Raw genomic sequence first — 20,641 nt, 5'->3', positions numbered from 1 at the left:
CTTGCCTGAAGTGCAGGCTGAGCCGAAAACACGCCAACATTTCGGCGGTCCCGGAACGTTGTCGATATTCGCTGGCCGCCGTTCGCTTTTACCTGGTACGTGCCGCCTTACCGCGGTGCCTGTCCTCAAACACGAGGTTCTGAAAATGGCCATTCTCCCGTCCGTGCTCGAAGCAATCGGAAACACGCCTCTGATCCGGCTGAAATCCGTATCCGACGCGACAGGCTGCACGATCCTCGGCAAGGCCGAGTTTCTGAACCCCGGACAATCGGTGAAGGACCGCGCGGCGCTCTGGATCATTCGCCATGCGGAGCGCACCGGCCAGTTGCGGCCGGGCGGTGTCATCGTCGAAGGTACGGCCGGCAATACCGGCATCGGCCTGGCGCTGGTCGGCCAGGCGCTCGGCTACCGCACCGTCATCGTCATTCCGGAAACCCAGAGCCAGGAAAAGAAGGACGCCCTGCGGCTGCTCGGCGCCGAGCTGGTCGAAGTACCGGCCGTTCCCTACAAGAACCCCAACAACTACGTGAAGATCTCCGGCCGCCTCGCCGAGCAACTGGCCAAGACCGAGCCAAACGGGGCGATCTGGGCCAACCAGTTCGACAACGTCGCCAACCGTGACGCCCATGTGGAGTCCACGGCGCCCGAGATCTGGCGCGACACGGACGGCAAGGTCGACGGCTTCATCTGCGCCGTCGGCTCCGGCGGCACGCTGGCCGGCGTCGCCCAGGGCCTCAGAGCCAAAAACCCCGCGGTCAAGATCGGCCTGGCGGACCCGCAAGGTGCGGCCCTCTACAATTTCTACGCCAATGGCGAACTGAAATCCGAAGGAAGCTCGATCACCGAGGGCATCGGCCAGGGCCGAATCACCGCCAATCTGGAAGGCTTCACACCCGACTTCTCGTACCAGATTCCCGATTCGGAAGCCGTGCCTTACGTCTTCGACCTGATCGAACGGGAAGGCATTTGCGTGGGTGGCTCGACGGGCATCAACATCGCCGGGGCCGTGCGGCTCGCCAAGGACCTCGGGCCGGGACATACGATCGTGACGATCCTGTGCGACTATGGTAACCGCTATCAGTCGAAGCTCTTCAACCCGGACCTCCTCGCCTCCAAGGGGCTGCCGGTGCCGACGTGGTTGAAGACGGCTTCCAACATTGCAGTGCCATACGAATCAGTTGGATAGGAATGCGATGACCAGGACCGTGACTGCCCTCTTCCGTGACGACTTCTACCTCTCGACATGTGAGGCCAGCGTCACCGGAATCCTCGAAGATGGCGGGATCGAGCTTGATCAGACCTGCTTCTATGCCACCTCCGGCGGCCAGCCTGGCGATGCGGGCTTTCTGGAGCGCGCCGATGGCAGCCGCATCGACATCGCGGTCGCCCGCCATGGGGAGACCAAGGATATCATCATCCATGTGCCAGCCGAGGGCCAGCCGGCGCCCGAGATCGGCGAGAAGCTGGTTCTGCACATCGACTGGCCGCGCCGCTACCGGCTGATGCGCATGCACACGGCCTGCCATCTGCTTTCGGTCGTCTGCCCCTTCCCGATCACCGGAGCGTCGGTCGGCGAGGACGAGAGCCGTGTCGATTTCGACATGAACGAGACGATCGACCGGGACGAGGTCACAACAGCACTGATGAAGCTCGTCGACGAAAACCACCCCGTTTACGTCCAGTGGATCACCGATGACGAGCTGGCCGCCAACCCCGGCATCGTCAAGTCGAAGAATGTTCGCCCGCCGATCGGCCTTGGGCGCGTCAGCCTTGTCTGCATCGGCGAGAACTCGGCGGTCGACAGCCAGCCCTGCGGCGGTACGCATGTGTCGGAGACGCAGGAAGTCGGCGCCATCCACATCGCCAAGATCGAGAAAAAGGGTAAGGAGAACCGCCGGTTCCGTATCCGCTTCGGCAGCGCCGAAGACCGCGCATCAGTTTGAGTAAGGAGTTGCGATCGTGACCAACAACAAGAGCGCCTTTGTCGTTTCCGCCGATTGGCTGCAGGAGCGCCTCGGCGATCCCTCGATCCGGATCCTGGACGCCTCGTGGTACCTGCCGGCACAGAAGCGCAACCCGAAGGCGGAATACGACGCCGGCCACATTCCCGGTGCTGTCTTCTTCGACCAGGACGCCATTGCCGACCATACGAGCGGCCTGCCGCATACGCTGCCTTCGCCGGAAGCCTTTGCTGAAGCCGTCGGCACGCTTGGCGTCAGCGAGACGGATACGATCGTCGTCTATGACGGCCCGGGCATCATGACGGCGCCGCGCGTCTGGTGGGAACTGCGCATCATGGGTGCCAAGAATGTCTATGTGCTGGATGGCGGCATGGACGGCTGGAACCGGGAAGGCCGACCCGTCAGCACGGATGTCCCCTCGCCCAAGCCGGCCACGTTCAAGCCGAGCTTTACGCCCACCGCCGTTACCTCCTTGGCCGGAATGAAGCAGATCGTCGCCGACGGCGCGATCCAGATCGCCGATGCCCGTGGCGCCCCGCGTTTTTATGGCGAGGAAGCCGAGCCGCGTGCCGGCCTTCGTTCCGGTCACATGCCCGGCGCCCACAGCCTTCCTTCCGGCGTCTTTTCGGAAAACGGGAAGCTCAAGGATCTTGAGAGCCTCCGCCAGACCTTCGCAGCGGCCGGCGTCGATCTTTCGAAGCCCGTGGTCACGACCTGCGGATCGGGCGTAACTGCCGCCATCATCACCCTGGCGCTACAGTCGCTCGGCCACACCGACAACACGCTCTATGACGGATCCTGGTCGGAATGGGGTGGCCGCACCGACACCGCCGTCGTCACAGGTCGCGAGTGACGCCATGCGCCCTCCGAAGCTCGCCTCACTGACGGCGCACGTCACCGAACTCGAAATGACCGCTCCGCCGAAGCAGAGCCTGCCGATGCCGGTCAATATCCAGACGGCGATCCTGCGCGTCTCCGACATTCCGCTCGGCTACTATCGGTTTCTCTATCTGCGCGTCGGACGTCGCTGGCACTGGACCGAACGGCTGCGGATGAGCGACGAGGATCTGGCAGCACTGCTTGGCGACAAGCGGAGGAGCGTGACGGTTCTTTACGTCAACGGCGCGCCGGCCGGATTCTTCGAACTGCATCAGGGCGACGACGATGTGGTCGAACTTGTGCATTTCGGGCTGATGGAACACGCACTCGGCCTCGGGCTCGGCAAATGGTTCCTGCTGCAGACGCTGTTTGCCGCCTGGGCGCTGAATCCGAGCAAGCTGAAGGTGACCACCAACAACCTCGACCATCCCCGCGCGCTGCAGCTCTATCAGCAATTCGGCTTCTCGCCAGTCGCGACCCGCGAGGCCACGGTCGAGCCTTTGACCGATGCCGAGCTTCTGAGCCTGGTGAAAAACCTCTGACGAACACCATCCGGCAAGTTCCGGGTGTCCCGATGGCTGCGGCCGGTGCACTCTCCTGATCGAACAATTCAAGCCGATCAAGGAGATACACGATGTCGCTGCGCTATATTCCGATGTCTGACGCGGAAGCCCGCCGGATGAGAGAGGGCGGGCTGGACGCGTATGGCAATGCGCCGGAGCGACAGATCTCCGATGGCGACGGCGTACCGTGCCGTCATTGCCTGGATTATGTCGAAGCCGGCGCGCCCTATTTGGTTTTCGCGCTTCGACCGTTTTCCTCATTGCAGCCTTATGCGGAAACCGGCCCGGTGTTCATGCACGCCGAGGCGTGCCCGGCGCATGATGGCGAAACCCTGCCGCCGATCCTGAGCTCGCGTGACAGCTATCTCCTGCGCGGCTACGGCCCCGACGAACGGATCGTCTATGGGACCGGTGACGTAATCGCCAGGGAACAGCTTGAAACTCGAGCGAATGAACTGCTGGCACAATCCGACATTTCAGCCGTCCATGTGCGCTCGACCAAGTACAGCTGCTACCAGTGCCGGATCGTCACCGCCTGACGCCTTCGTGGCAACCGGCCCGGCATCGCTGCCGGGCCGCTGGATCAATTCCGTCAGGCGACGTTCAGCACCGCTTCCGGCGCATAGGCATCATAGCCGAGTGCTTCAGCGACGGGTGCGTTTGTGACGCGACCGCGGTGCACGTTGAGGCCGGCGCGCAGATGCCGGTCTTCGGCAATCGCTTTCAGGCCCTTGTCGGCGAGTTGCAGACCATAATGCAGTGTCGCGTTGTTGAGCGCATGCGCCGAGGTCACCGGCACGGCACCCGGCATGTTCGCAACGCAGTAATGCACGATGCCGTCGACTTCATAGGTCGGATCGGAATGGGTCGTGGCATGCGAGGTTTCGAAGCAGCCGCCCTGGTCGATGGCGACATCGACGATGACAGCCCCCTTCTTCATGCCGGTCAGCATTTCGCGGGTCACAAGCTTTGGTGCTGCCGCCCCCGGGATGAGCACGGCGCCGATGACAAGATCGGCTGAAAACACTTCCTCTTCCAGCGCGTCAATGGTCGAATAGCGCGTGTGCACGCGGCCGGCAAAGAGATCGTCGAGCTGGCGCAGACGCGGGATCGAGCGATCGATGATGCTGACGTCAGCGCCAAGACCCGCCGCCATGCGGGCGGCATGCAGGCCGACGACACCGCCGCCGATGACGGTCACCTTGGCCGGCAGCACGCCCGGCACGCCGCCGAGCAGGATGCCGCGGCCGCCATTGGCCTTTTGCAGCGAGGTCGCACCGGCCTGGATCGCCAAGCGCCCGGCAACTTCCGACATCGGCGCAAGCAGCGGAAGGCCGCCGCGATCGTCGGTGACGGTTTCATAGGCAATCGCCGTGACGCCGGAATTCAACAGGCCCTTGGTCTGTTCCGGATCGGGCGCAAGATGCAGATAGGTATAGAGAATTTGGCCTTCGCGCAGTTGCGCCCATTCGGAGGGCTGCGGCTCCTTGACCTTGACGATCATGTCCGACTTTTCGAACACGTCCTTCGCCGTCGCGACGATTTTCGCGCCAGCGGCACGGTACGCATCGTCGTCCGCGCCGATCCCTGCCCCGGCCTTGGTCTCCACGATTACCTCGTGGCCATGGGCAACATATTCACGCACCGAGCCGGGCGTCAAGCCGACACGATATTCATGGTTTTTGATTTCCTTCGGGCAACCGACACGCATCCTTGCGTTCCTCTCCTGTTGGGCTTTGCGCCGCTTTTGATGAGGCAATCAGCAAAACACGCCGACAATCGAATGTCCTTGCAAAGACGAAAGCCAGCGCGCATTGATTTCGAAGAATGTTGCGACAATGGGCGCAGGATTGAGGGAAATCACGAATGAGCGAACTTGATGCCATCGATCATGCGATTCTGCGCATTCTTCAGCAGAACGGCCGGATCTCGAATGCCGACCTCGCAGCGAAGGTCGGACTCTCTCCGTCCGCCTGTTCTCGGCGCGTCGACATCCTGGAAAAATCGGGAACGATCGCCGGCTATCATGCGCGGATCGCCCACAAGGCGCTCGACTACCAGATCATGGTCATCGTGCATATTTCGCTCTCGGGGCAGTTCGCAAAGACGCTCGCCGAATTCGAGGCAGCGGTAAAGCTCTGTCCGAACGTGCTTGTCTGCTACCTGATGTCGGGAGAATATGACTACATCCTGCGGGTCGCGGCCAAGGATCTGCAAGACTACGAACGCATTCACCGTGACTGGCTTTCGGCCTTGCCCCATGTGGTGAAGATCAATTCCAGCTTCTCGCTGCGCGAAATCATCGATCGGCCCAATGTCGGCATCTGAAAGCGGCCGAAAACCTATCGGCCGACGACGCAATTGCGGCCGCGTCCCTTGGCGGCGTAGAGCCTCAGATCGGCCTGCGCCAGTAAATCCTCGACAGAGACCCCATCGGTAGGCGTCGAAGAAAGCCCGATACTCGCCGTAACCGAGCGACCGTCCGGCGTCGCAATCTGATCTGAGATCGCAATCCGGATCTCCTCGGCGCGGCGCAGCGCATCGGCATGCATCATTGCCGGACACAGGATCACGAATTCCTCGCCGCCATAGCGAAACAGCCGGTCGACCGGGCGCAATTTCGACTTCACCGTTTCCACCAGACGCTGCAACACACGGTCCCCTTCCAGGTGGCCAAATCGATCGTTCACACCCTTGAAGTGGTCGACGTCGATGATCATCAGCGTCACGGCTGCGTTTTCGGCGCTCGCGGCGCGCAGCATTGCCGGTGCCTCGGCCTCGAACCGGCTACGGTCGAGCGAGCCCGTCAGCGTGTCCTGCCCGGAGCGCGACAAGAGGTCCTCGTAGCGCTCACGGAAGGTCAGCGTGTTGAAGATGTCGCCAAGCGGCCGGTCCGACATGGCAAGCGACGGGTGGCGCGAGAGGTTGAGATAAAGCCCGACGGCAATGGCATAGAAGGGTGCTGCCAGCATTTTCGCCATCCAGCCGCCCCAGAAGACCTCGGCCGGCGCGCCGTTCCACCAGCGCAGCGCCGCATAGAAGGCGGCCTGATCGAAGGTGAGCACCACGAAACCGCAGATGAGGAAACGGACGGTCACGAAGTGACGCAACCACCGCCCGAGGCGCTCATAGAGCAGGATGATCATCAGCGCATCGAAGTAGAGGATCGTCGTTCCCCAGACCATCAGCCACCCCATCTCGTCGATGAAGGCGAGGTCGGCGGAGCGCTCCGCCACGATCGACACCGTATCGTGCTGCCGCAGCAGAAGGCTGAGCGCCACCGTCAGGAAATTGCCGGCGAGCAGACCATAGATCGGCTGGCGCACCGTTGCTGCGTCCTCCTTCACATAGAGGAGGAGGATCATCATCAGCTTGCCGGAGAACAGCACGGCCGATCCGGGCGAAATCACGCCGAACGGCAGTTGCACATAAAAGACCGCGGCAAGATAGGTCTCGATGAAGTGCATGACGCCGAGGGCCGCGACAAAGACCCCGAGACCCAACCGGGCACGAAGGTGCAAAAGCCCGATCATCGCCGTGACGTAGACCAGTGCCTCGCCGACGAAGAGAATAAGGTTGGCGTTTGGCATGTGCTTGAGAAGGTTCCGTTTCCTCAAGCACCGTTAACCAGGAAACTTGAAGAAAACTTTACCGGGTGTCCGCTGTTGCTCGACCTTTCAGTGCGAAAATCTGCCGCTTTCGGAAACGCCAGCTTTCCGGCATATTCAGCGCCAACCCACCGTCGTTCGCCCGCCAGCGAACAAAACCCCCAATTGTATTCCTTTTCCATGAAGACCCGCATTCTTGATCAATGGAGGACCGCATGACATCGATGACTTCCCCGCTTAACCTCACGCGCCGCTCGCTTCTTGCGGGGGCCGCAGCCTCCTCGGCACTCGTCATCTTGCATCCATTCTCGGTTCGCGCTGCCGCCAACCAGGCGCATCTCAGGATCATGGAAACGACGGACCTGCACGTCCACGTCTTCCCCTACGACTATTACGGCGACAAGCCGAACGACACAGTCGGCCTTGCGCGCACCGCCTCCATCATCGACGCCATCCGCGCCGAAGCGACCAACTCCATCCTCGTGGACAACGGCGACTTCCTGCAGGGCAACCCGATGGGCGACTACATCGCCTATCAGCGTGGCATGAAGGACGGCGATCTCCACCCGATCGTCGCGGCCATGAACGTGCTCGGCTATGACTGTGGCACGCTCGGCAACCACGAATTCAACTATGGCCTGGACTTCATGTTCAAGGTGCTGAACGGGGCGAAGTTCCCGCTCGTCTGCGCCAACCTGACGAAGGGAGCGCTTGCCGCCAGTGCGCGGGAGGATGAGCTGTTCCTGAAGCCCTATGTCATCCTCGACCGCAAGGTGAAGGACGGTTCCGGCCAGGAGCATCAGATCCGCATCGGTCTCATCGGCTTCGTACCGCCGCAGATCATGACCTGGGACGCCAAGCACCTGGAGGGCAAGGCCAATGCCCGCGACATCGTCAAGGCGGCGGAAGCCTGGGTGCCGCAGATGCGCGAGGAAGGCGCCGACATCGTCGTGGCGCTCTCCCACTCCGGCATTGGCCAGGAAGCCTATGCGGAGAACCTCGAGAACGCATCCGTTCCGCTCGCCGCGATCGAAGGCATCGATGCGATCGTCACCGGTCACAGCCATCTCGATTTTCCTGGGCCGAAGTTCGACGGCGTTGGCGGCGTCGACAACAAAAAGGGCCTGATCTCCGGCAAGCCCGGCGTCATGGGCGGCTTCTGGGGTTCGCATCTCGGCCTGATCGACCTCTTGATCGAGCGTGAGGGTGGCGCCTGGCGCGTCGTCAACTCGACAAGCGAAGCGCGGCCGATCTATCGGCGCGTTGAAAAGAAAGTCGTGGCTGAAGTCGCCGATCGAAAAGACGTTCTGGCCGCCGCACAAAAGGACCACGAGGCGACGCTTGCCTATGTGCGCACACCCGTCGGCAAGACCAGCGCGCCGCTCTATTCCTACTTCGCCCTGGTTGCCGACGACCCGTCGGTCCAGATCGTCAGCCAGGCGCAGACCTGGTACATCAAGGACATGCTGAAGGACACCGAGCACCGCGACCTGCCGGTGCTTTCGGCCGCGGCCCCCTTCAAGGCCGGCGGCCGCGGCGGCGCCGATTACTACACAGACGTCCCGGCCGGCGACATCGCGATCAAGAACGTCGCCGATCTCTACCTTTATCCGAACACGGTGCAGGCCGTGGTCATAACAGGCGAACAGGTGCGCAACTGGCTGGAAATGTCGGCCGGCATCTTCAACGAGGTCAAGCCGGGGGCTTCCGACGCGCCGCTGATCAATGGTGGCTTCCCGTCCTACAATTTCGACGTCATCGATGGGGTCACCTATCAAATCGACCTTTCCGTACCGCCGAAGTTCGACAAGGACGGCAACACGATCAACGCCGCCTCGAACCGCATCAAGAACCTGCAGTTCAATGGACAAGCGATTGATCCGGCGCAGAAATTCGTCGTCGCCACCAACAACTACCGGGCCGGCGGCGGCGGCAACTTCCCCGACATCACCGCCGACAAGGTGGTGTTCGTGGCTCCCGACACCAACCGCGATGTGGTGGTGCGCTACATCATCGACCAGGGCACGATCAATCCGTCGGCCGACGCCAACTGGACCTTCGTTCCGCTCGCCGGGACGAGCGTGACATTTGACAGTGGACCGAAGGCACGGCAGTTCCTGGCACAGGTGAAGGGCGTGACGATCGAGGACGCTGGCGACGCCGCCGAAGGTTTTGCGCGCTTCCGCATTAAGCTCTGAGCCCCCAACCGATCAGTGTGGGCTGCCGCTTGCGGCCGCCCACACACTTGGCGCGCAGTCGACCAGCCGGCTGAACCGCCGACACAAGTCCACGGCATTCCTACCGCAAGACATGAGCTTCGACAGGCAAGCTTATGTTTACATTAGATTATCTTGAAGAGACAGGCCGGCTCAGACCTGGCGCGACGAGGCGACGTCGGAAAACAGCGACGGGCCAGTCTGGTCGATGATCTGGCGCCCCTTGCGCAGCGCCGCGTCGATCGCGTCCTGCTCGGACGTGAAGAGATCGGCACGGATGAAGCTGCGAACCTTGGCGCCGCCTTCGGCCGAGGCCTTCTCGATGTTACCCGCCAGACGGTACTGCGAGCCCTCGCGCATCGGTGTCGCACGGATGGTGCAATCCGCATAGGCCTCGGATTTCCCCGGTGCTGCCTGCGCCTGGTCTTCGGAGTTGCCGGATCGGCCGAACAATTTCGAGAAAAACGATGCCATGCCCAAGACTTAGACGCCGCGGCCGACACTGTCAAAGCCTAAGTGCCGATAATTGACCGCGACGCCCACTCCCGTCAGATGATGAGGTTGGAAAGGATCTCGTTCTCGGTAATGTCCTGGTAGCGCAGCCCCGCGGCGTCGAAGCGAGCCTTCAGCACCGGGAAATTCTCGGCATGTTTCGTCTCGATGCCGATCAGGATGGAACCGAAGTTGCGCGCTGACTTCTTCAGATATTCGAAGCGCGAGATATCGTCCTCGTCGCCGAGCAGGTTGAGGAAGTCGCGGAGCGCGCCCGGCCGCTGTGCCATGCGCAGGATGAAGTACTTCTTGAGGCCGGCGTGGCGCATCGCCCGCTCCTTGACGTCAGGCAGGCGCTCGAAATCAAAGTTGCCGCCGGAAACGACCGCGACCACCGTCTTGCCCGCAAGCGTCTCCGGTCCCAGCGCTTCCAGCGCCGAGATCGAAAGAGCGCCAGCCGGCTCAAGCACGACGCCTTCGACATTCAGCATGTCGATGATCGTCTGGCAGATCGCGTTCTCCGACAGCAACATGACCTGGTCAGGCGAGAAACGCCGAAGTGCCGCAAAATTGAGGTCGCCGATGCGCCCAACCGCGGCACCGTCGACGAAGTTGTCGACCTGATCGAGGGTCACGACGCTGCCGGTTTCCAGGCTTTCGCGCAGGCTCGGCGCACCCGACGGCTCGCAGAAGATGAAGTGATCGGCTGCAACCTTATCCTTGAGGTAGCCGGTGACGCCGGCGGCAAGACCGCCACCGCCAACCGGCAGCACGACGAGATCCGGAACCACCTCTTCCGGCAGTTGCCAGGCAATTTCCGCCGCGACGCTTGCCTGTCCCTCGATGATGTCGGCGTGGTCGAAAGGCGGCACCATGACACCGCCGATTGCGTCCACGTGATCGCGGGCCGCCTTGTAGCACTGGTCGAAGATATCGCCGACCAGCTTGATGGTGATGAACTCGCCGCCGAACATCCTGGTCTTGTCGATCTTCTGCTGCGGCGTCGTCACCGGCATGAACACGACACCCGGAACGCCGAAATGGCGGCAGACGAAGGCGAAGCCCTGGGCATGGTTGCCGGCCGAGGCGCAGACGAAGGTCTTACCCGAGGCGCCGGCACCGATCGCCTTGCGGAAGAAGTTGAAGGCGCCCCTGATCTTATAGGAGCGAACCGGCGAAAGATCCTCGCGCTTCAGATAAATATTCGCACCGTAGCGTGCGCTCAAATGCTCGTTGAGCTGCAGCGGCGTCGGCGGGAAGATCTCCCGCAAGGCTTCGGTTGCGGTTTCGACATCCTGCTTCATCACGTGCGGTCTTCCGTTGAGTTGGTCGCTGGCCGTCGCTATTGCACATCGCAACGCCCGAAGCCATGGCTTTGACTCGAATCGGGCCGACGTTGAAAATGACGCACTGACCGTTCCACCGGCACGGCCACACTGTTCTTCCGGGAAATAAACGCTTGAACGCAACCCTGATCCGGCATGCCGTGCACATTTCGGCGATCCTCGGCATATATCTTGCCTGCGCCATGTTGGTGCCGGCGATGGTCGATCTCTATTACGGCCATTCGGATTGGCAGATCTTTGCCGCTTCGGCGTTCATGGTCGGCGGCCTTTCGCTTGCGACCTTCATGGCGACGCGCATGGGCCCGCCGCCCTTCTCCAAGAAGTTCGGCTTTGTTCTCGTCAATATGCTGTGGGCCGTGTTCTCGGTTGTCGGCGCGATCCCGCTCTGGCTGTCATCGATGAAGCTCGATTTTGCCCAGGCACTGTTCGAATCCGTCTCGGCCATCACGACGACCGGTGCGACAGTGATCGTCGGTCTGGACGATGCGCCGCCCGGGCTCCTCCTCTGGCGGTCACTTTTGTGCTGGCTCGGCGGCATCGGCATCGTCGTGCTCGGCCTGTTCATCATCCCCTATCTCAGGGTCGGCGGCATGTCGTTCTTCAAGATGGAATCCTCCGACACCGGTGACAAACCATTTGCCCGGCTCGCGAGCTTCAGCCGCGCTTTCCTCGCGATCTATGTCGTCATCACGCTTCTCTGCACGATCGGCTATTTCCTGACGGGCATGAACCGCTTCGATGCGATCAACCACGCGATGTCGACGGTGGCGACGGGTGGCTTTTCCACCCATGACGCATCCTTCGCCTATTTCGGCAGCATTCCGCTGCTCTGGACCGCCACCTTCTTTATGGCGCTCTGCAGCCTGCCCTTCTCGATCCTGATCGTGCTGGTCGCCCGTGGCAGGCTGGATGCGCTGCGCGACCCGCAGATCATCGTGTTCCTCGGCTATCTCTCGGCCTTCTCGATTGCCGTTGCCGTCTATCATCGGCTCGCCAATGGCGTGGAATTCCATCTGGCGCTGGCACACTCCTTCTTCAACATCACCTCTATCCTCTCGACCAGCGGCTATGCCAGCCAGGACTACAGCCTCTGGGGACCCTTCGTCGTCATCGCAGCCTTCATCGCCACCTTCATGGGCGGTTGCTCCGGCTCGACCGCCGGTGGCATCAAGGCCTATCGCTTCATCGTGCTCTTCAATGCGATCCGGTCGGGTTTGAACAAGATCGTCTACCCCAATGCGATCTATGCGGTGCGCTATGGCGGCAACACCGTCGACGCGGACACGCAGCGCTCCATCTTCCTGTTCTTCATCACCTATATGCTGCTCTGGGTGCTCGGCAGTCTCGCCATGGGCGCGCTCGGCTACGATCTGGTCACCGCCACCTCGGCCGTCATTACCTGCCTTTCCAATGTCGGCCCGGGCCTTGGTCCGATCATCGGGCCGGCCGGCAACTTCTCGACGCTCGGCGATCCCGAACTCTATCTGCTGTCGCTGATGATGCTGCTCGGTCGTCTCGAAGTGCTGACCGTGCTGGTAATCCTGACGCCGGTCTTCTGGAAGCATTGACCATTCGCCTGGCGGCCCTATCGTCTTGACTCGGTGCAGCAGATGCCGAAAGTCGGTCGAAACCGGCGATGGGGGAACGTCATGGTGAAACATATACGTCGTCTGGCGATGCTGACCGCCGCCGTGACGCTTTCGGCTGGTCTCGCGGCCCATGCAGGCCCGCTTGCCGACGCGGCGGTGCAGGCCGAAAAGCTCGCGGCTTCCGGCGACGCGGCGAAAGCCCATGACCTGCTCCGCCAGGCGATGAGCGACTTTTCGCAAACGTTGCCGCTGGCGATCGGCAAGGCGGTTTTCGTGACCAAGGCGCCGACTGGCTACGCCATGTACGATCCGCGCGAGGGCGCAGTCTTCAAGGAGGGAGAGTCGCTGATCTCCTATATCGAGCCGATCGGCCTCACCTGGAAGGATTCGGCAACGAAAGGCCAACTCGAAAGCCACTTCACCGTTGATTTCGATATTCTCAATCCGAAGGGCGACGTGCTCGCCGGCCAGAAGGCGTTCGGCGATTTCACCTTCACCGGCCACCTCAGAAACCAGGAAATCTATTCGACGCTGACCATCGACGTTTCCGGCGCGCCTGCCGGCGACTATGTGCTGCGCTTCCACTTCAATGACGTCAACAGCGGCAAAAGTGCCAGCGTCGACCAACCCTTCAAGATTGCCGGACCGTAATATTATGCCCCATACTGTAACGACCGTCGGCTTCGATGCCGACGATACACTCTGGCAGAACGAGCAGTTCTTCCGGCTGACGGAAGCGCGCTTCGCCGAGCTTCTGAGGCCGCACACCGACACCGAACATCTCTCCGACCGGCTGCTTGCCGCAGAGAAGCGCAACCTTGGGCTCTACGGCTTCGGCATTAAGGGCTTCGTGCTCTCCATGGTCGAAACCGCCGTTGACGTTACCGGTGGCAAAGTCCCCTCCTCGGTCATCGCAGAAATCCTCGCCGTTGGGCGCGACATGCTCGTGCACCCGGTCGAGCCGCTGCCGCATGTCAAGGAAACCCTCGAGGCGCTTCACGGCCATTTTCGACTTGTCATGATCACCAAGGGCGATCTCTTCGACCAGGAGCGCAAGCTCGCCGCCTCCGGCCTTGGCGACTACTTCAACGCCGTCGAGATCGTCAGCGACAAGACCGTCGCCACCTACGAGCGCATCTTCAAACGCCACGGCGACGGAGCGCTGAAAAGCATGATGGTCGGCAATTCGCTGAAGTCGGATATCGTGCCTGCACTCGGTGCCGGAAGCTGGGGTGTCTATGTCCCGCACGCGCTCACCTGGTCGTTCGAACACCACGATAAGCCGGAGGACCATCCGCGTTTTCGCGAGATTGCGGATCTCGGCGGGTTGGCCACGGTCCTTGAGCGCTTGACACTGAAGGCTTGACTGTCGTCCGCAAGCGCCAAGTCGATTGAAACTATAAGATGATTCGTATCGATGATACACGAGTCAGCTTATCGTCCCCATGGTGGCTTAGATGAGGGGAACCAATGTTGGCGCTTGTTTTCGGCGGTTCTGTTGTTTCCCGCACCCGCCATCTACTCGTTCAATTCGGGCTGGCCGTTTGTCGACGCGTTTATCGTCTACGGCCTTGGGGCACTGATTGCCGCGGCCGTCTTCTACTTCATGAAGACGAGAGAACAGCGCGCCTAAGCGCGTTGTCCACCCCGAAACCCCCGATCACCCTTGACTGTTTGACCTGAGTGTTTGATCTAGGCTGTATGCGGGCGTGGCGAAACTGGTAGACGCAAGAGACTTAAAATCCCTACACCCGTTTGATTTTCCTACATATTACCTGCAAACACACCCCCGTCAGGTGACTGAAAACGACGGAACAAAACGAGATTTGCAAAACATTTTCGGGCAGTCTCAAACCGTCATGCTCCCCGCACTTTGAATATCAAGGTTCGTCTATTTCGGAACCTGAGGCAGGGGCGCGGTTCGGCCGAAAACCTGATAGGAGACGATCTGTTGACGGCAACGATGACGGCCCACGAGAGAGATATGACAGGCGCATTTGATGTTCATCGGCAGAGCAAGCTGTTTTCGGCCTACGCTTTGCAGGAAGTTTTCGGCAAGCCGATCGAGGCCGAAACGCCGCAATCGCGTTTAAAGCAAGTCGGGATGCTGACGGTGCTCTACATGATGCATCAGAACCACCAGAAACTAACGCTCTCCAACATAATCGAAATAACCGGTTTGACGCGCAATGGCGCGGCGGAATCGATTAATCCCCTCATTCAGCGGGGGATACTGACAGAAACGATCGTCAAGAATTCGATGGGGCGAGGAACTGCCAGGCAGTTTGAGTTCAGTCCGTCCGTTTTCGATCGGCTGACTTAGGGTGATTGCCGAGCGTGGGTGGGACGACTGCACCGCAGTTCACAATGGGTGGGTATTAATCTCGTAAACTTTCGTCTCCTCGTCCAGAGCCCGCGCACCCTTGAATGCCGGGTGCCGGAGCTTGTCGTCTTGAGTCCAGGCGCGATATTCGACCTCGGCGACGAGCAGCGGTTGGGAGAAGACCACGCCCTTGCGCTTCAGCGCCACGGGCGGCCGCTTCGCCGGGATCGCGTCGAGCAGTTCACGAAGATGTGAAGATTCCTTATTGCTCCATCCGGTACCGCAGCCACCGACATAGACGAGGCCGTCGCCCTTCCTAGCTGCCAGCAGGAGCCGGCCGATTGCGCCGGGCATCGTGGAAGGCTCGTATCCGACGATCACGAAGGTATCCCGGCGCGCGCATTTGATCTTGAGCCATTCCGGCCGGCGCCCCGACCGATAGGGCTTATCCCGTCGCTTCGCGATGATGCCTTCGAGACCGTGCTCGCACGCGACGCGGAAGAACTCGGCGCCGTCGACGCGCACCTCCTCGGAGAAGCGGATCGCGCCAGTCCTTCCAGAGACGATCGGTTCGAGCAGTTGCCGGCGTTCGGCAAGCGGCATCATCCGGAGGTCTTGGCCGTCGAGATAGAGAAGATCGAAGGCGAAGAAGATGATCTCGGCGGCATCGTGCGAGCTCGGACGCCTGCCGACCGCACGCTGCAGCAGACCAAAATCGGAGCGGCCCTGGTCGTCGAGCACGACCGCCTCCCCGTCAATGATCATGGTCGTATGGCCGAGCTTGCGCGCCTCGGCTACGATTGCCCCGAACTTCTTCGTCCAGTCGTAGCCGCCGCGCGTGATCGCACTCACCCCGCCGGGCTCGACATGGACTGCCAGCCGGTACCCGTCCCACTTTACCTCGAAGGCCCATTCCGGACCTTTCGGCGGCTTGTCGACCAGAGTAGCAACGCACGGCTCGACGCGGCGGGGCATCGGCTCGGGCAACGTCGCGGGAACAGATTTTTTTCTGAGCGTTTTAGCCATGACGAATTAACGCATGAAAAGCGAAAACGCCTAAGCTCCGAAGCACAAGGACCGCCAAACCGCCGACGTTCTCGCCACCAACGCGCGCCGGCGCCTAAGGAAGAATATTAATCGCCAGCTTCGCGCGAGGCTCTCAGTGTAGGCATCCGATGGACTTCCGATTTGACCAGAGGGTTCCGCACATGACTTCGATAGATGACCGAATTTCCTTTGAGAGCCGCAAGCAAGTGCAGTCAAGGCCTCAGTTAGGCGAGCCGCCGTCAATTTCGTTGCGAAGCCCAACAACCGACGATTTCGGGACGCTTGCTGAAATGCGACGGGATCGAGAGTTGCAGGCGATGCTCCTTGTCGTGCCGGAAACCACAGACGACGAGGCGATCGCGGCATGGATACAGCGGCGCTCCGAAGATCCCGGCGGAGCTTTCAAGGTAATCGTGAACAACACGGACGAGACCGCGCTCGGTTTCGTCCAGGTAAGCCAAGTCCATCGCCGCAATCGCTACGGTTTCGGTGGCATAGCATTGCTTCCCGGTGCTCGCGGTAGAGGTGCTGGCCGCGCGGCGATGAACGAGCTGCTCGTGCTAGCAGGCGGGGAACTCGGGCTGGAAAAATTACTGCTGGAAGTTCGGGCCGACAACACCGTCGCCCTGCGGCTTTATTTGAGCATGGGATTCCAAATCGTGGGGAATATGAAGGAGCATTTTCGCGCCGAGTCCGGCCGGCGCTACGATGTGGTGTTGCTTGAAAAAGCAACGCCTCGGCCTTGAGCAAAAGCGAAGGCACCCCCCGCTCCATTGACCTATTCGCCCTGCATGCGTCGCAGGCACCAATCCCAATAGGTCTCGACCATCTCAGTGGCCTCGCGCGCCGTGTCGCAATAGCCTTGGTTCGGTGTCGGCGGAGATCCTCTGAAGGTCCGAGGGACAGACCCAGCCCATTGCCAGCGGCCAGCCGTCGGCCCGCCTGTCTCTTTCCGTATGCGGCCGATATAGCCGATACCATCGAAGCCGAGCCAATCGAAATCGGTCGGCGGGTCGTTGGCATCCAGTTCGGTGCGGCGCCACAGGTATTTCGGCTGATAGGGCTCGGTCACGGATTAAACCGTTCACGGCCGGCTGCTTTGCATATCCTTCGCCAAACGATTCCGCCCAGATTGGGGATCGTCAGCAGTTCGGCGCAAGGTATGTTCCTCAACTCCTCCGCAGTCTCATATCCGCGGATATTGAGTTCATGCAGAACAAAAAGGGGTAAGTTCAAGTCTGAAAGCTTCGTCGTCATGCCCGCATCAGATCAGGCTTTCGCCCGACGCGCAATTTGTAGGATTCTCTAAAAGGCTCGGAATTTGTCGCCGCACGTGATAGTCTTAGAACGCGCCCGAGTGGTCCTTTCGCCTGCTCGGGCTTCTTGGCACAGCACACAATTCGGCCCCGCACTTTGGGGCCATTTTTTTGCGGAGGCGGGAACTCAAGTCGGGCCTCGGCGTTTTTCGGCTATGGCAGCCTGAGTCCCCCGATCAGGATGACGCCTTCACAACCCCTCCGGTTATGAAGCTGCCCAATGGCCTCGCTCTCCCCGGCGAGGCCATACTTTGTGGCGGGGAGCACATTGCTCCTCCGAGGAAAGCGCCTTTCCCACCCACCCACAATCTGGCATTGTGCGCGGCCGAGAGGGGGAAGCTCATGTCCTACGATTGGGAACGCGCCAGGCGTCGACGGTACAGGCACGCGCGGCTCTGGCTTTTGATTGCCTTCGCAGCATGGGTGGTCGCTCTCGCTTCAGCGCAATAGTCGAGCGGATCTCCCGAATCCGCCCACCCTTCCTGCTCGATCAAAGGAGGATTGATATGGCTCAAAGCAAGCGGCGAAAGATGAAGCCGAGCGAGATACCGGATTTCGTGGCTCAGATTATCAAGGCCGGTTGCGACATCACCGCCATTGGGCACGACAAGTATGTGCTCGGCGACATCGAAGAGCAGGATGCAGCGATCGAGGATCTTGACCGCATCGGAGAGAAATACGGCGACCGCGATCACCTGAAGCTGCAGATCGTCGCCTATCTCTGGTCAATCGACCGATACATAGAGCTTGAGCCGGAGGTTACACGGCATTAGCCGGCGCGGATATCTCCCCGCTGATCGTAAGGGGCTACCGCCGCAGTTGGCCTTCCCTCTGTCCTGCCTCGATTCGTTGTAGGATCTCGCGCATTACGCGCGTATCGACGGATAGGCTGTTCAACGTGTTCTCTACGGCGCGCATAGAGGTGGCGGCCTCGGCGGCCTGCTTCTCTACAGCAGCAATGCGCAGTTCATGGTTATCGACCTGGCGCATGGAAGCCTCGATCGCCGTCACTCGCCTGTCGAGCCGCTCAAGGCTCGCCGCCTGAGCGACCTGACCGGAACTAAGCCGTTCCCACGTGGCCCCCCACGCCACGAGCCCGCCGGCAAAGCCAAGTAGGATCACGACTGTGTTCAGGTTCCACTCCCATTTCCACGCTGGCGCTCTGACGGTTGTCATCTCATCACCCTGTTGCTGCCCCATTGTGCCCCTCGTGTCTGCCTGCCGCACTTTCTGATGACTTACTTCCGGCAACCGTCGTGCGCCGCGCACGTCCGATTGTGGGAGACGACCTGCCGCGCGAACGGCGGATCGTTTGCGATGATGAACTGCCGAGTGGCCGACGACGGCGTCAGCGCCTCATAGCCAGCGCCATCAACGGCACTCCCCGTTTTCGAACACGCCGCCAAGCTCAAGGCACAGGCCGCGATCGTCCAAAGCTTCAACCTCCGCATTGGTGCGGCTCCTTTCCTTGATGATTTCCATGGAACGTGTTAGCGCCGCCGCGCGCTCTTCGGCCCTGCCCTCCTCTTTCGCTCGAGGCAGCAGCCAGACAGCATTGACCGCCTGCATACCGAGGAAGACGACAAGGCCGCCAGCAGCAGCGCCAGCGGCCAGAGAGATTCGGCTGAACATCACGCCAACCTCTCGACCTGCATCGCGACTGCCTTCCTATCGGCGTTCTTCCGCCAGTAAAGGAATGCGCCGATGCCAGCGAGTGCGGCAATGATGATCAGCAGGTTCTGCCAGGGAATTCCCGCGAGTGCGGTCAGGATTGAGGCCCCGCCGCCGCTGACGGCCGGAACGAGAACCTCTTTCGATTTCCACCACGGCGCATCGAGGCTAGGCGGGGTCACTGGAACGGGAACCGGTACCGGCTTCTCTTCGGTCACCGGCGCGACCTTCACCTCAGGCCTGGCGGCCTCACCCGGCGTGAGCGCCACGAGAGCCTTGTGCATGGCCGATCGTGTCTTCGGACCAACATCGCCGTCGACATCGAGGCGTTGATCGGCCTGGAACTGCCGAACATTGCCGGCTCGGTAGCCGAGAAGAACGAGCGAAATCCGGGCGAGCCGGTCGAAGCGATCGGCAAGGCCATTCTTCCCGCCGTTGATCTTCTTCGTGATGGTTTCCGCGTCGCCCTCATCGGCCCAGCGGTTCAGACCGCGAGTGTCCCAATAAAACAAGGGCACGAGCCCTTCCCAAGGGTCGGTGTTGACCGCGTCCGGATCCTTGACGAAGTCCGGGCAGGCCAGGCCGGCGGCGCGGCACCAATCCCGGAACTGGCGGTAGTTGTCCTTGCCGGTCAACTGCATGCCGGTGCGGCCGCGGTAGAGGTAGCCGTCGCCATCCTTCTCCGGCGTGTTGCCGAGATCGGTGCGGGTATCGTAACGCTGCTGCGCCGGCGTCGGCCCCCAGATCTCGCGATCGTACCGGAGGTCGCCGCTTTCGTGCATCAGCTGCGCGAAGTACTGAGCGAGCCGGTGCGGCCGATCCATGCCGAATTTGCTGCCGTATTTGTCCAGCGCTACAAGCACGGACGCGAGGTTGCTCTCGTTCACTTTGCCCTTCGAGGCATCGCGAACCTGCTGAGCGGTGATGCTCATTGGTTGCTCCAATTTTTCGGTTTGAGGTTGTTGCTTTCCCAATGGGGGAAATCGATTTATATTAGTTATGTCTTATGTATTAACGAGCAGCCGATAGGAGGCGTCCATGGGTCTTGGCGAGACGACAATCAGAGGGGAGTTTCTGGGTAACTTTTCTGTTGCCTCGCTCGATCCCCTCCTGGGCGTCTTTGAGTTTTCAACTTCGGCAGGTGCGACGATCGAGGTGCTGTTGGATCAATACAGCGCCGAGGTGTTGATGTCGTCGCTTGCCCAGTTCCTTGCCCAGGGACAGGCCGCAGAGTTCGATGATGCGATGTGACCGCCAGGTCCACTAAGTGCGGCACACGTTTCAGGAAAGCGACACCGCCTACGCTTGGTTGAGCGTCGACCGAGGGGAACTATGATTCCAGAGAAAATTACCAGAGTAGCGTGGAGCCTCTCGGCGTATCACCTCGCACGCGGGCAACGCGATCCGACAAAGATGGTGGCTGAGGCAATTGCGCTGGAGCGGAAACGATGCTTGGAAATCGCCATCGAATGTTGCGGCGAAAACAGCGACGTCGTCAGAGCGATCGCTGAGCGGTGACGAGGCTACCATTCGCTGCGGGTGCCGTATGTAGAGGCTGATGGCCCGACGCTAGGGCAGTCTGCCTCGTCTGATCTTGATGTGGAAAGGCTCCGGATCGAAACGGGGACGA

The 20,641-nt window shown here is 61.0% G+C and carries 25 protein-coding genes; 15 read left to right on the top strand and 10 right to left on the bottom strand.

All coding sequences use genetic code 11. The features are described 5' to 3' along the window. Window positions 1-145 precede the first annotated feature (145 nt). The 5 genes from AC3WVQ_RS07380 (at window position 146) to AC3WVQ_RS07360 (ending at window position 3,942) form a co-directional block, all read left to right on the top strand. Complete coding sequence (locus AC3WVQ_RS07380) at window positions 146-1,186, top strand: cysteine synthase A (RefSeq protein WP_110819790.1); 1,041 nt, start codon at window positions 146-148, stop codon at window positions 1,184-1,186. A 7-nt stretch (window positions 1,187-1,193) separates the two neighbouring features. Then, complete coding sequence (locus AC3WVQ_RS07375; RefSeq protein WP_090295547.1) at window positions 1,194-1,943, top strand: alanyl-tRNA editing protein; 750 nt, start codon at window positions 1,194-1,196, stop codon at window positions 1,941-1,943. Between the two features lie 16 nt (window positions 1,944-1,959). After that, window positions 1,960-2,814, top strand: coding sequence for a 3-mercaptopyruvate sulfurtransferase (gene sseA, locus AC3WVQ_RS07370; protein WP_244546735.1), 855 nt, complete (start codon window positions 1,960-1,962; stop codon window positions 2,812-2,814). Window positions 2,815-2,818: 4 nt separating this feature from the next. Further along, a complete protein-coding gene (locus AC3WVQ_RS07365; protein WP_034791121.1) occupies window positions 2,819-3,382 on the top strand; it encodes a GNAT family N-acetyltransferase in 564 nt (187 codons plus the stop codon). A gap of 92 nt (window positions 3,383-3,474) precedes the next feature. After that, on the top strand, window positions 3,475-3,942 hold the full coding sequence (locus AC3WVQ_RS07360) for a DUF1203 domain-containing protein (RefSeq protein ID WP_090295550.1): 468 nt from the start codon (window positions 3,475-3,477) through the stop codon (window positions 3,940-3,942). A 53-nt stretch (window positions 3,943-3,995) separates the two neighbouring features. On the opposite strand, the gene ald is transcribed toward AC3WVQ_RS07360, so the two are convergent. Continuing rightward, entirely contained in the window at window positions 3,996-5,114 is a 1,119-nt protein-coding gene (gene ald, locus AC3WVQ_RS07355) for an alanine dehydrogenase (RefSeq protein WP_034791117.1), read from the bottom strand. Between the two features lie 155 nt (window positions 5,115-5,269). Here ald and AC3WVQ_RS07350 point away from each other — a divergent pair, with 155 nt between their 5' ends. Beyond that, a complete protein-coding gene (locus AC3WVQ_RS07350; protein ID WP_034791115.1) occupies window positions 5,270-5,731 on the top strand; it encodes an Lrp/AsnC family transcriptional regulator in 462 nt (153 codons plus the stop codon). A gap of 14 nt (window positions 5,732-5,745) precedes the next feature. On the opposite strand, the gene AC3WVQ_RS07345 is transcribed toward AC3WVQ_RS07350, so the two are convergent. After that, window positions 5,746-6,993 (bottom strand): GGDEF domain-containing protein, encoded by a 1,248-nt coding sequence (locus tag AC3WVQ_RS07345; RefSeq protein WP_176960284.1) that lies wholly within the window; start codon window positions 6,991-6,993, stop codon window positions 5,746-5,748. Between the two features lie 23 nt (window positions 6,994-7,016). Then, a complete protein-coding gene (locus AC3WVQ_RS07340) occupies window positions 7,017-7,193 on the bottom strand; it encodes a hypothetical protein (protein WP_156552957.1) in 177 nt (58 codons plus the stop codon). Between the two features lie 42 nt (window positions 7,194-7,235). On the opposite strand from AC3WVQ_RS07340, the gene AC3WVQ_RS07335 reads away from it, so the two are divergent. Next, window positions 7,236-9,209, top strand: a complete 1,974-nt coding sequence (locus AC3WVQ_RS07335; protein WP_090295792.1) for a bifunctional 2',3'-cyclic-nucleotide 2'-phosphodiesterase/3'-nucleotidase — start codon at window positions 7,236-7,238, stop codon at window positions 9,207-9,209. Between the two features lie 171 nt (window positions 9,210-9,380). Here AC3WVQ_RS07335 and AC3WVQ_RS07330 read toward each other — a convergent pair whose 3' ends face one another. Continuing rightward, the gene (locus tag AC3WVQ_RS07330) at window positions 9,381-9,701 is read right to left on the bottom strand and encodes an HlyU family transcriptional regulator (RefSeq protein WP_090295552.1); all 321 of its coding nucleotides are present in this window, start codon (window positions 9,699-9,701) and stop codon (window positions 9,381-9,383) included. Window positions 9,702-9,775: 74 nt separating this feature from the next. Beyond that, window positions 9,776-11,023, bottom strand: coding sequence for a threonine ammonia-lyase (gene ilvA / locus AC3WVQ_RS07325; RefSeq protein ID WP_090295555.1), 1,248 nt, complete (start codon window positions 11,021-11,023; stop codon window positions 9,776-9,778). Between the two features lie 155 nt (window positions 11,024-11,178). Here ilvA and AC3WVQ_RS07320 point away from each other — a divergent pair, with 155 nt between their 5' ends. The 5 genes from AC3WVQ_RS07320 (at window position 11,179) to AC3WVQ_RS07300 (ending at window position 14,977) form a co-directional block, all read left to right on the top strand. Then, window positions 11,179-12,633 carry a TrkH family potassium uptake protein gene (locus tag AC3WVQ_RS07320; protein ID WP_034791099.1) on the top strand — a complete coding sequence of 485 codons (1,455 nt, stop codon included), beginning with the start codon at window positions 11,179-11,181 and terminating at the stop codon, window positions 12,631-12,633. 81 nt (window positions 12,634-12,714) lie between these two features. Continuing rightward, a complete protein-coding gene (locus AC3WVQ_RS07315; protein ID WP_034791097.1) occupies window positions 12,715-13,305 on the top strand; it encodes a hypothetical protein in 591 nt (196 codons plus the stop codon). Window positions 13,306-13,309: 4 nt separating this feature from the next. Further along, window positions 13,310-14,020, top strand: coding sequence for an HAD family hydrolase (locus AC3WVQ_RS07310; protein WP_210187439.1), 711 nt, complete (start codon window positions 13,310-13,312; stop codon window positions 14,018-14,020). A gap of 132 nt (window positions 14,021-14,152) precedes the next feature. Continuing rightward, on the top strand, window positions 14,153-14,287 hold the full coding sequence (locus tag AC3WVQ_RS07305; RefSeq protein WP_255380875.1) for a hypothetical protein: 135 nt from the start codon (window positions 14,153-14,155) through the stop codon (window positions 14,285-14,287). A gap of 351 nt (window positions 14,288-14,638) precedes the next feature. Further along, the gene (locus AC3WVQ_RS07300; protein WP_492382921.1) at window positions 14,639-14,977 is read left to right on the top strand and encodes a MarR family transcriptional regulator; all 339 of its coding nucleotides are present in this window, start codon (window positions 14,639-14,641) and stop codon (window positions 14,975-14,977) included. A 39-nt stretch (window positions 14,978-15,016) separates the two neighbouring features. Here the strand turns inward: AC3WVQ_RS07300 and ligD are convergent, their stop codons facing one another. Continuing rightward, window positions 15,017-15,952: a non-homologous end-joining DNA ligase gene (gene ligD / locus AC3WVQ_RS07295; protein WP_492382683.1), complete on the bottom strand. Its 936-nt coding sequence runs from the start codon at window positions 15,950-15,952 to the stop codon at window positions 15,017-15,019. 233 nt (window positions 15,953-16,185) lie between these two features. On the opposite strand from ligD, the gene AC3WVQ_RS07290 reads away from it, so the two are divergent. Next, window positions 16,186-16,770, top strand: a complete 585-nt coding sequence (locus tag AC3WVQ_RS07290) for a GNAT family N-acetyltransferase (protein ID WP_492382682.1) — start codon at window positions 16,186-16,188, stop codon at window positions 16,768-16,770. A 32-nt stretch (window positions 16,771-16,802) separates the two neighbouring features. Here AC3WVQ_RS07290 and AC3WVQ_RS07285 read toward each other — a convergent pair whose 3' ends face one another. Next, window positions 16,803-17,096 carry a hypothetical protein gene (locus AC3WVQ_RS07285; RefSeq protein WP_492382681.1) on the bottom strand — a complete coding sequence of 98 codons (294 nt, stop codon included), beginning with the start codon at window positions 17,094-17,096 and terminating at the stop codon, window positions 16,803-16,805. A gap of 750 nt (window positions 17,097-17,846) precedes the next feature. Here AC3WVQ_RS07285 and AC3WVQ_RS07280 point away from each other — a divergent pair. Continuing rightward, the gene (locus AC3WVQ_RS07280; RefSeq protein WP_492382680.1) at window positions 17,847-18,113 is read left to right on the top strand and encodes a Y4lK-related protein; all 267 of its coding nucleotides are present in this window, start codon (window positions 17,847-17,849) and stop codon (window positions 18,111-18,113) included. A gap of 34 nt (window positions 18,114-18,147) precedes the next feature. On the opposite strand, the gene AC3WVQ_RS07275 is transcribed toward AC3WVQ_RS07280, so the two are convergent. The 3 genes from AC3WVQ_RS07275 to AC3WVQ_RS07265 form a co-directional block, all read right to left on the bottom strand. Beyond that, entirely contained in the window at window positions 18,148-18,540 is a 393-nt protein-coding gene (locus AC3WVQ_RS07275) for a hypothetical protein (RefSeq protein ID WP_492382679.1), read from the bottom strand. 171 nt (window positions 18,541-18,711) lie between these two features. Continuing rightward, complete coding sequence (locus AC3WVQ_RS07270) at window positions 18,712-18,972, bottom strand: hypothetical protein (protein WP_492382678.1); 261 nt, start codon at window positions 18,970-18,972, stop codon at window positions 18,712-18,714. Further along, complete coding sequence (locus AC3WVQ_RS07265) at window positions 18,972-19,943, bottom strand: peptidoglycan-binding protein (protein WP_492382677.1); 972 nt, start codon at window positions 19,941-19,943, stop codon at window positions 18,972-18,974. The genes AC3WVQ_RS07270 and AC3WVQ_RS07265 overlap by 1 nt, the downstream gene beginning before the upstream one ends. Window positions 19,944-20,049: 106 nt before the next feature. Between AC3WVQ_RS07265 and AC3WVQ_RS07260 the strand changes: the two genes are divergently transcribed. Then, complete coding sequence (locus AC3WVQ_RS07260) at window positions 20,050-20,262, top strand: hypothetical protein (RefSeq protein ID WP_492382676.1); 213 nt, start codon at window positions 20,050-20,052, stop codon at window positions 20,260-20,262. Window positions 20,263-20,641: the final 379 nt, after the last annotated feature.

This window comes from Ensifer sp. EB106-05-01-XG146 (assembly GCF_058791875.1).
Note: the sequence above shows the minus strand (reverse complement) of the source record. Positions and strands in the feature narration are given on the sequence as shown.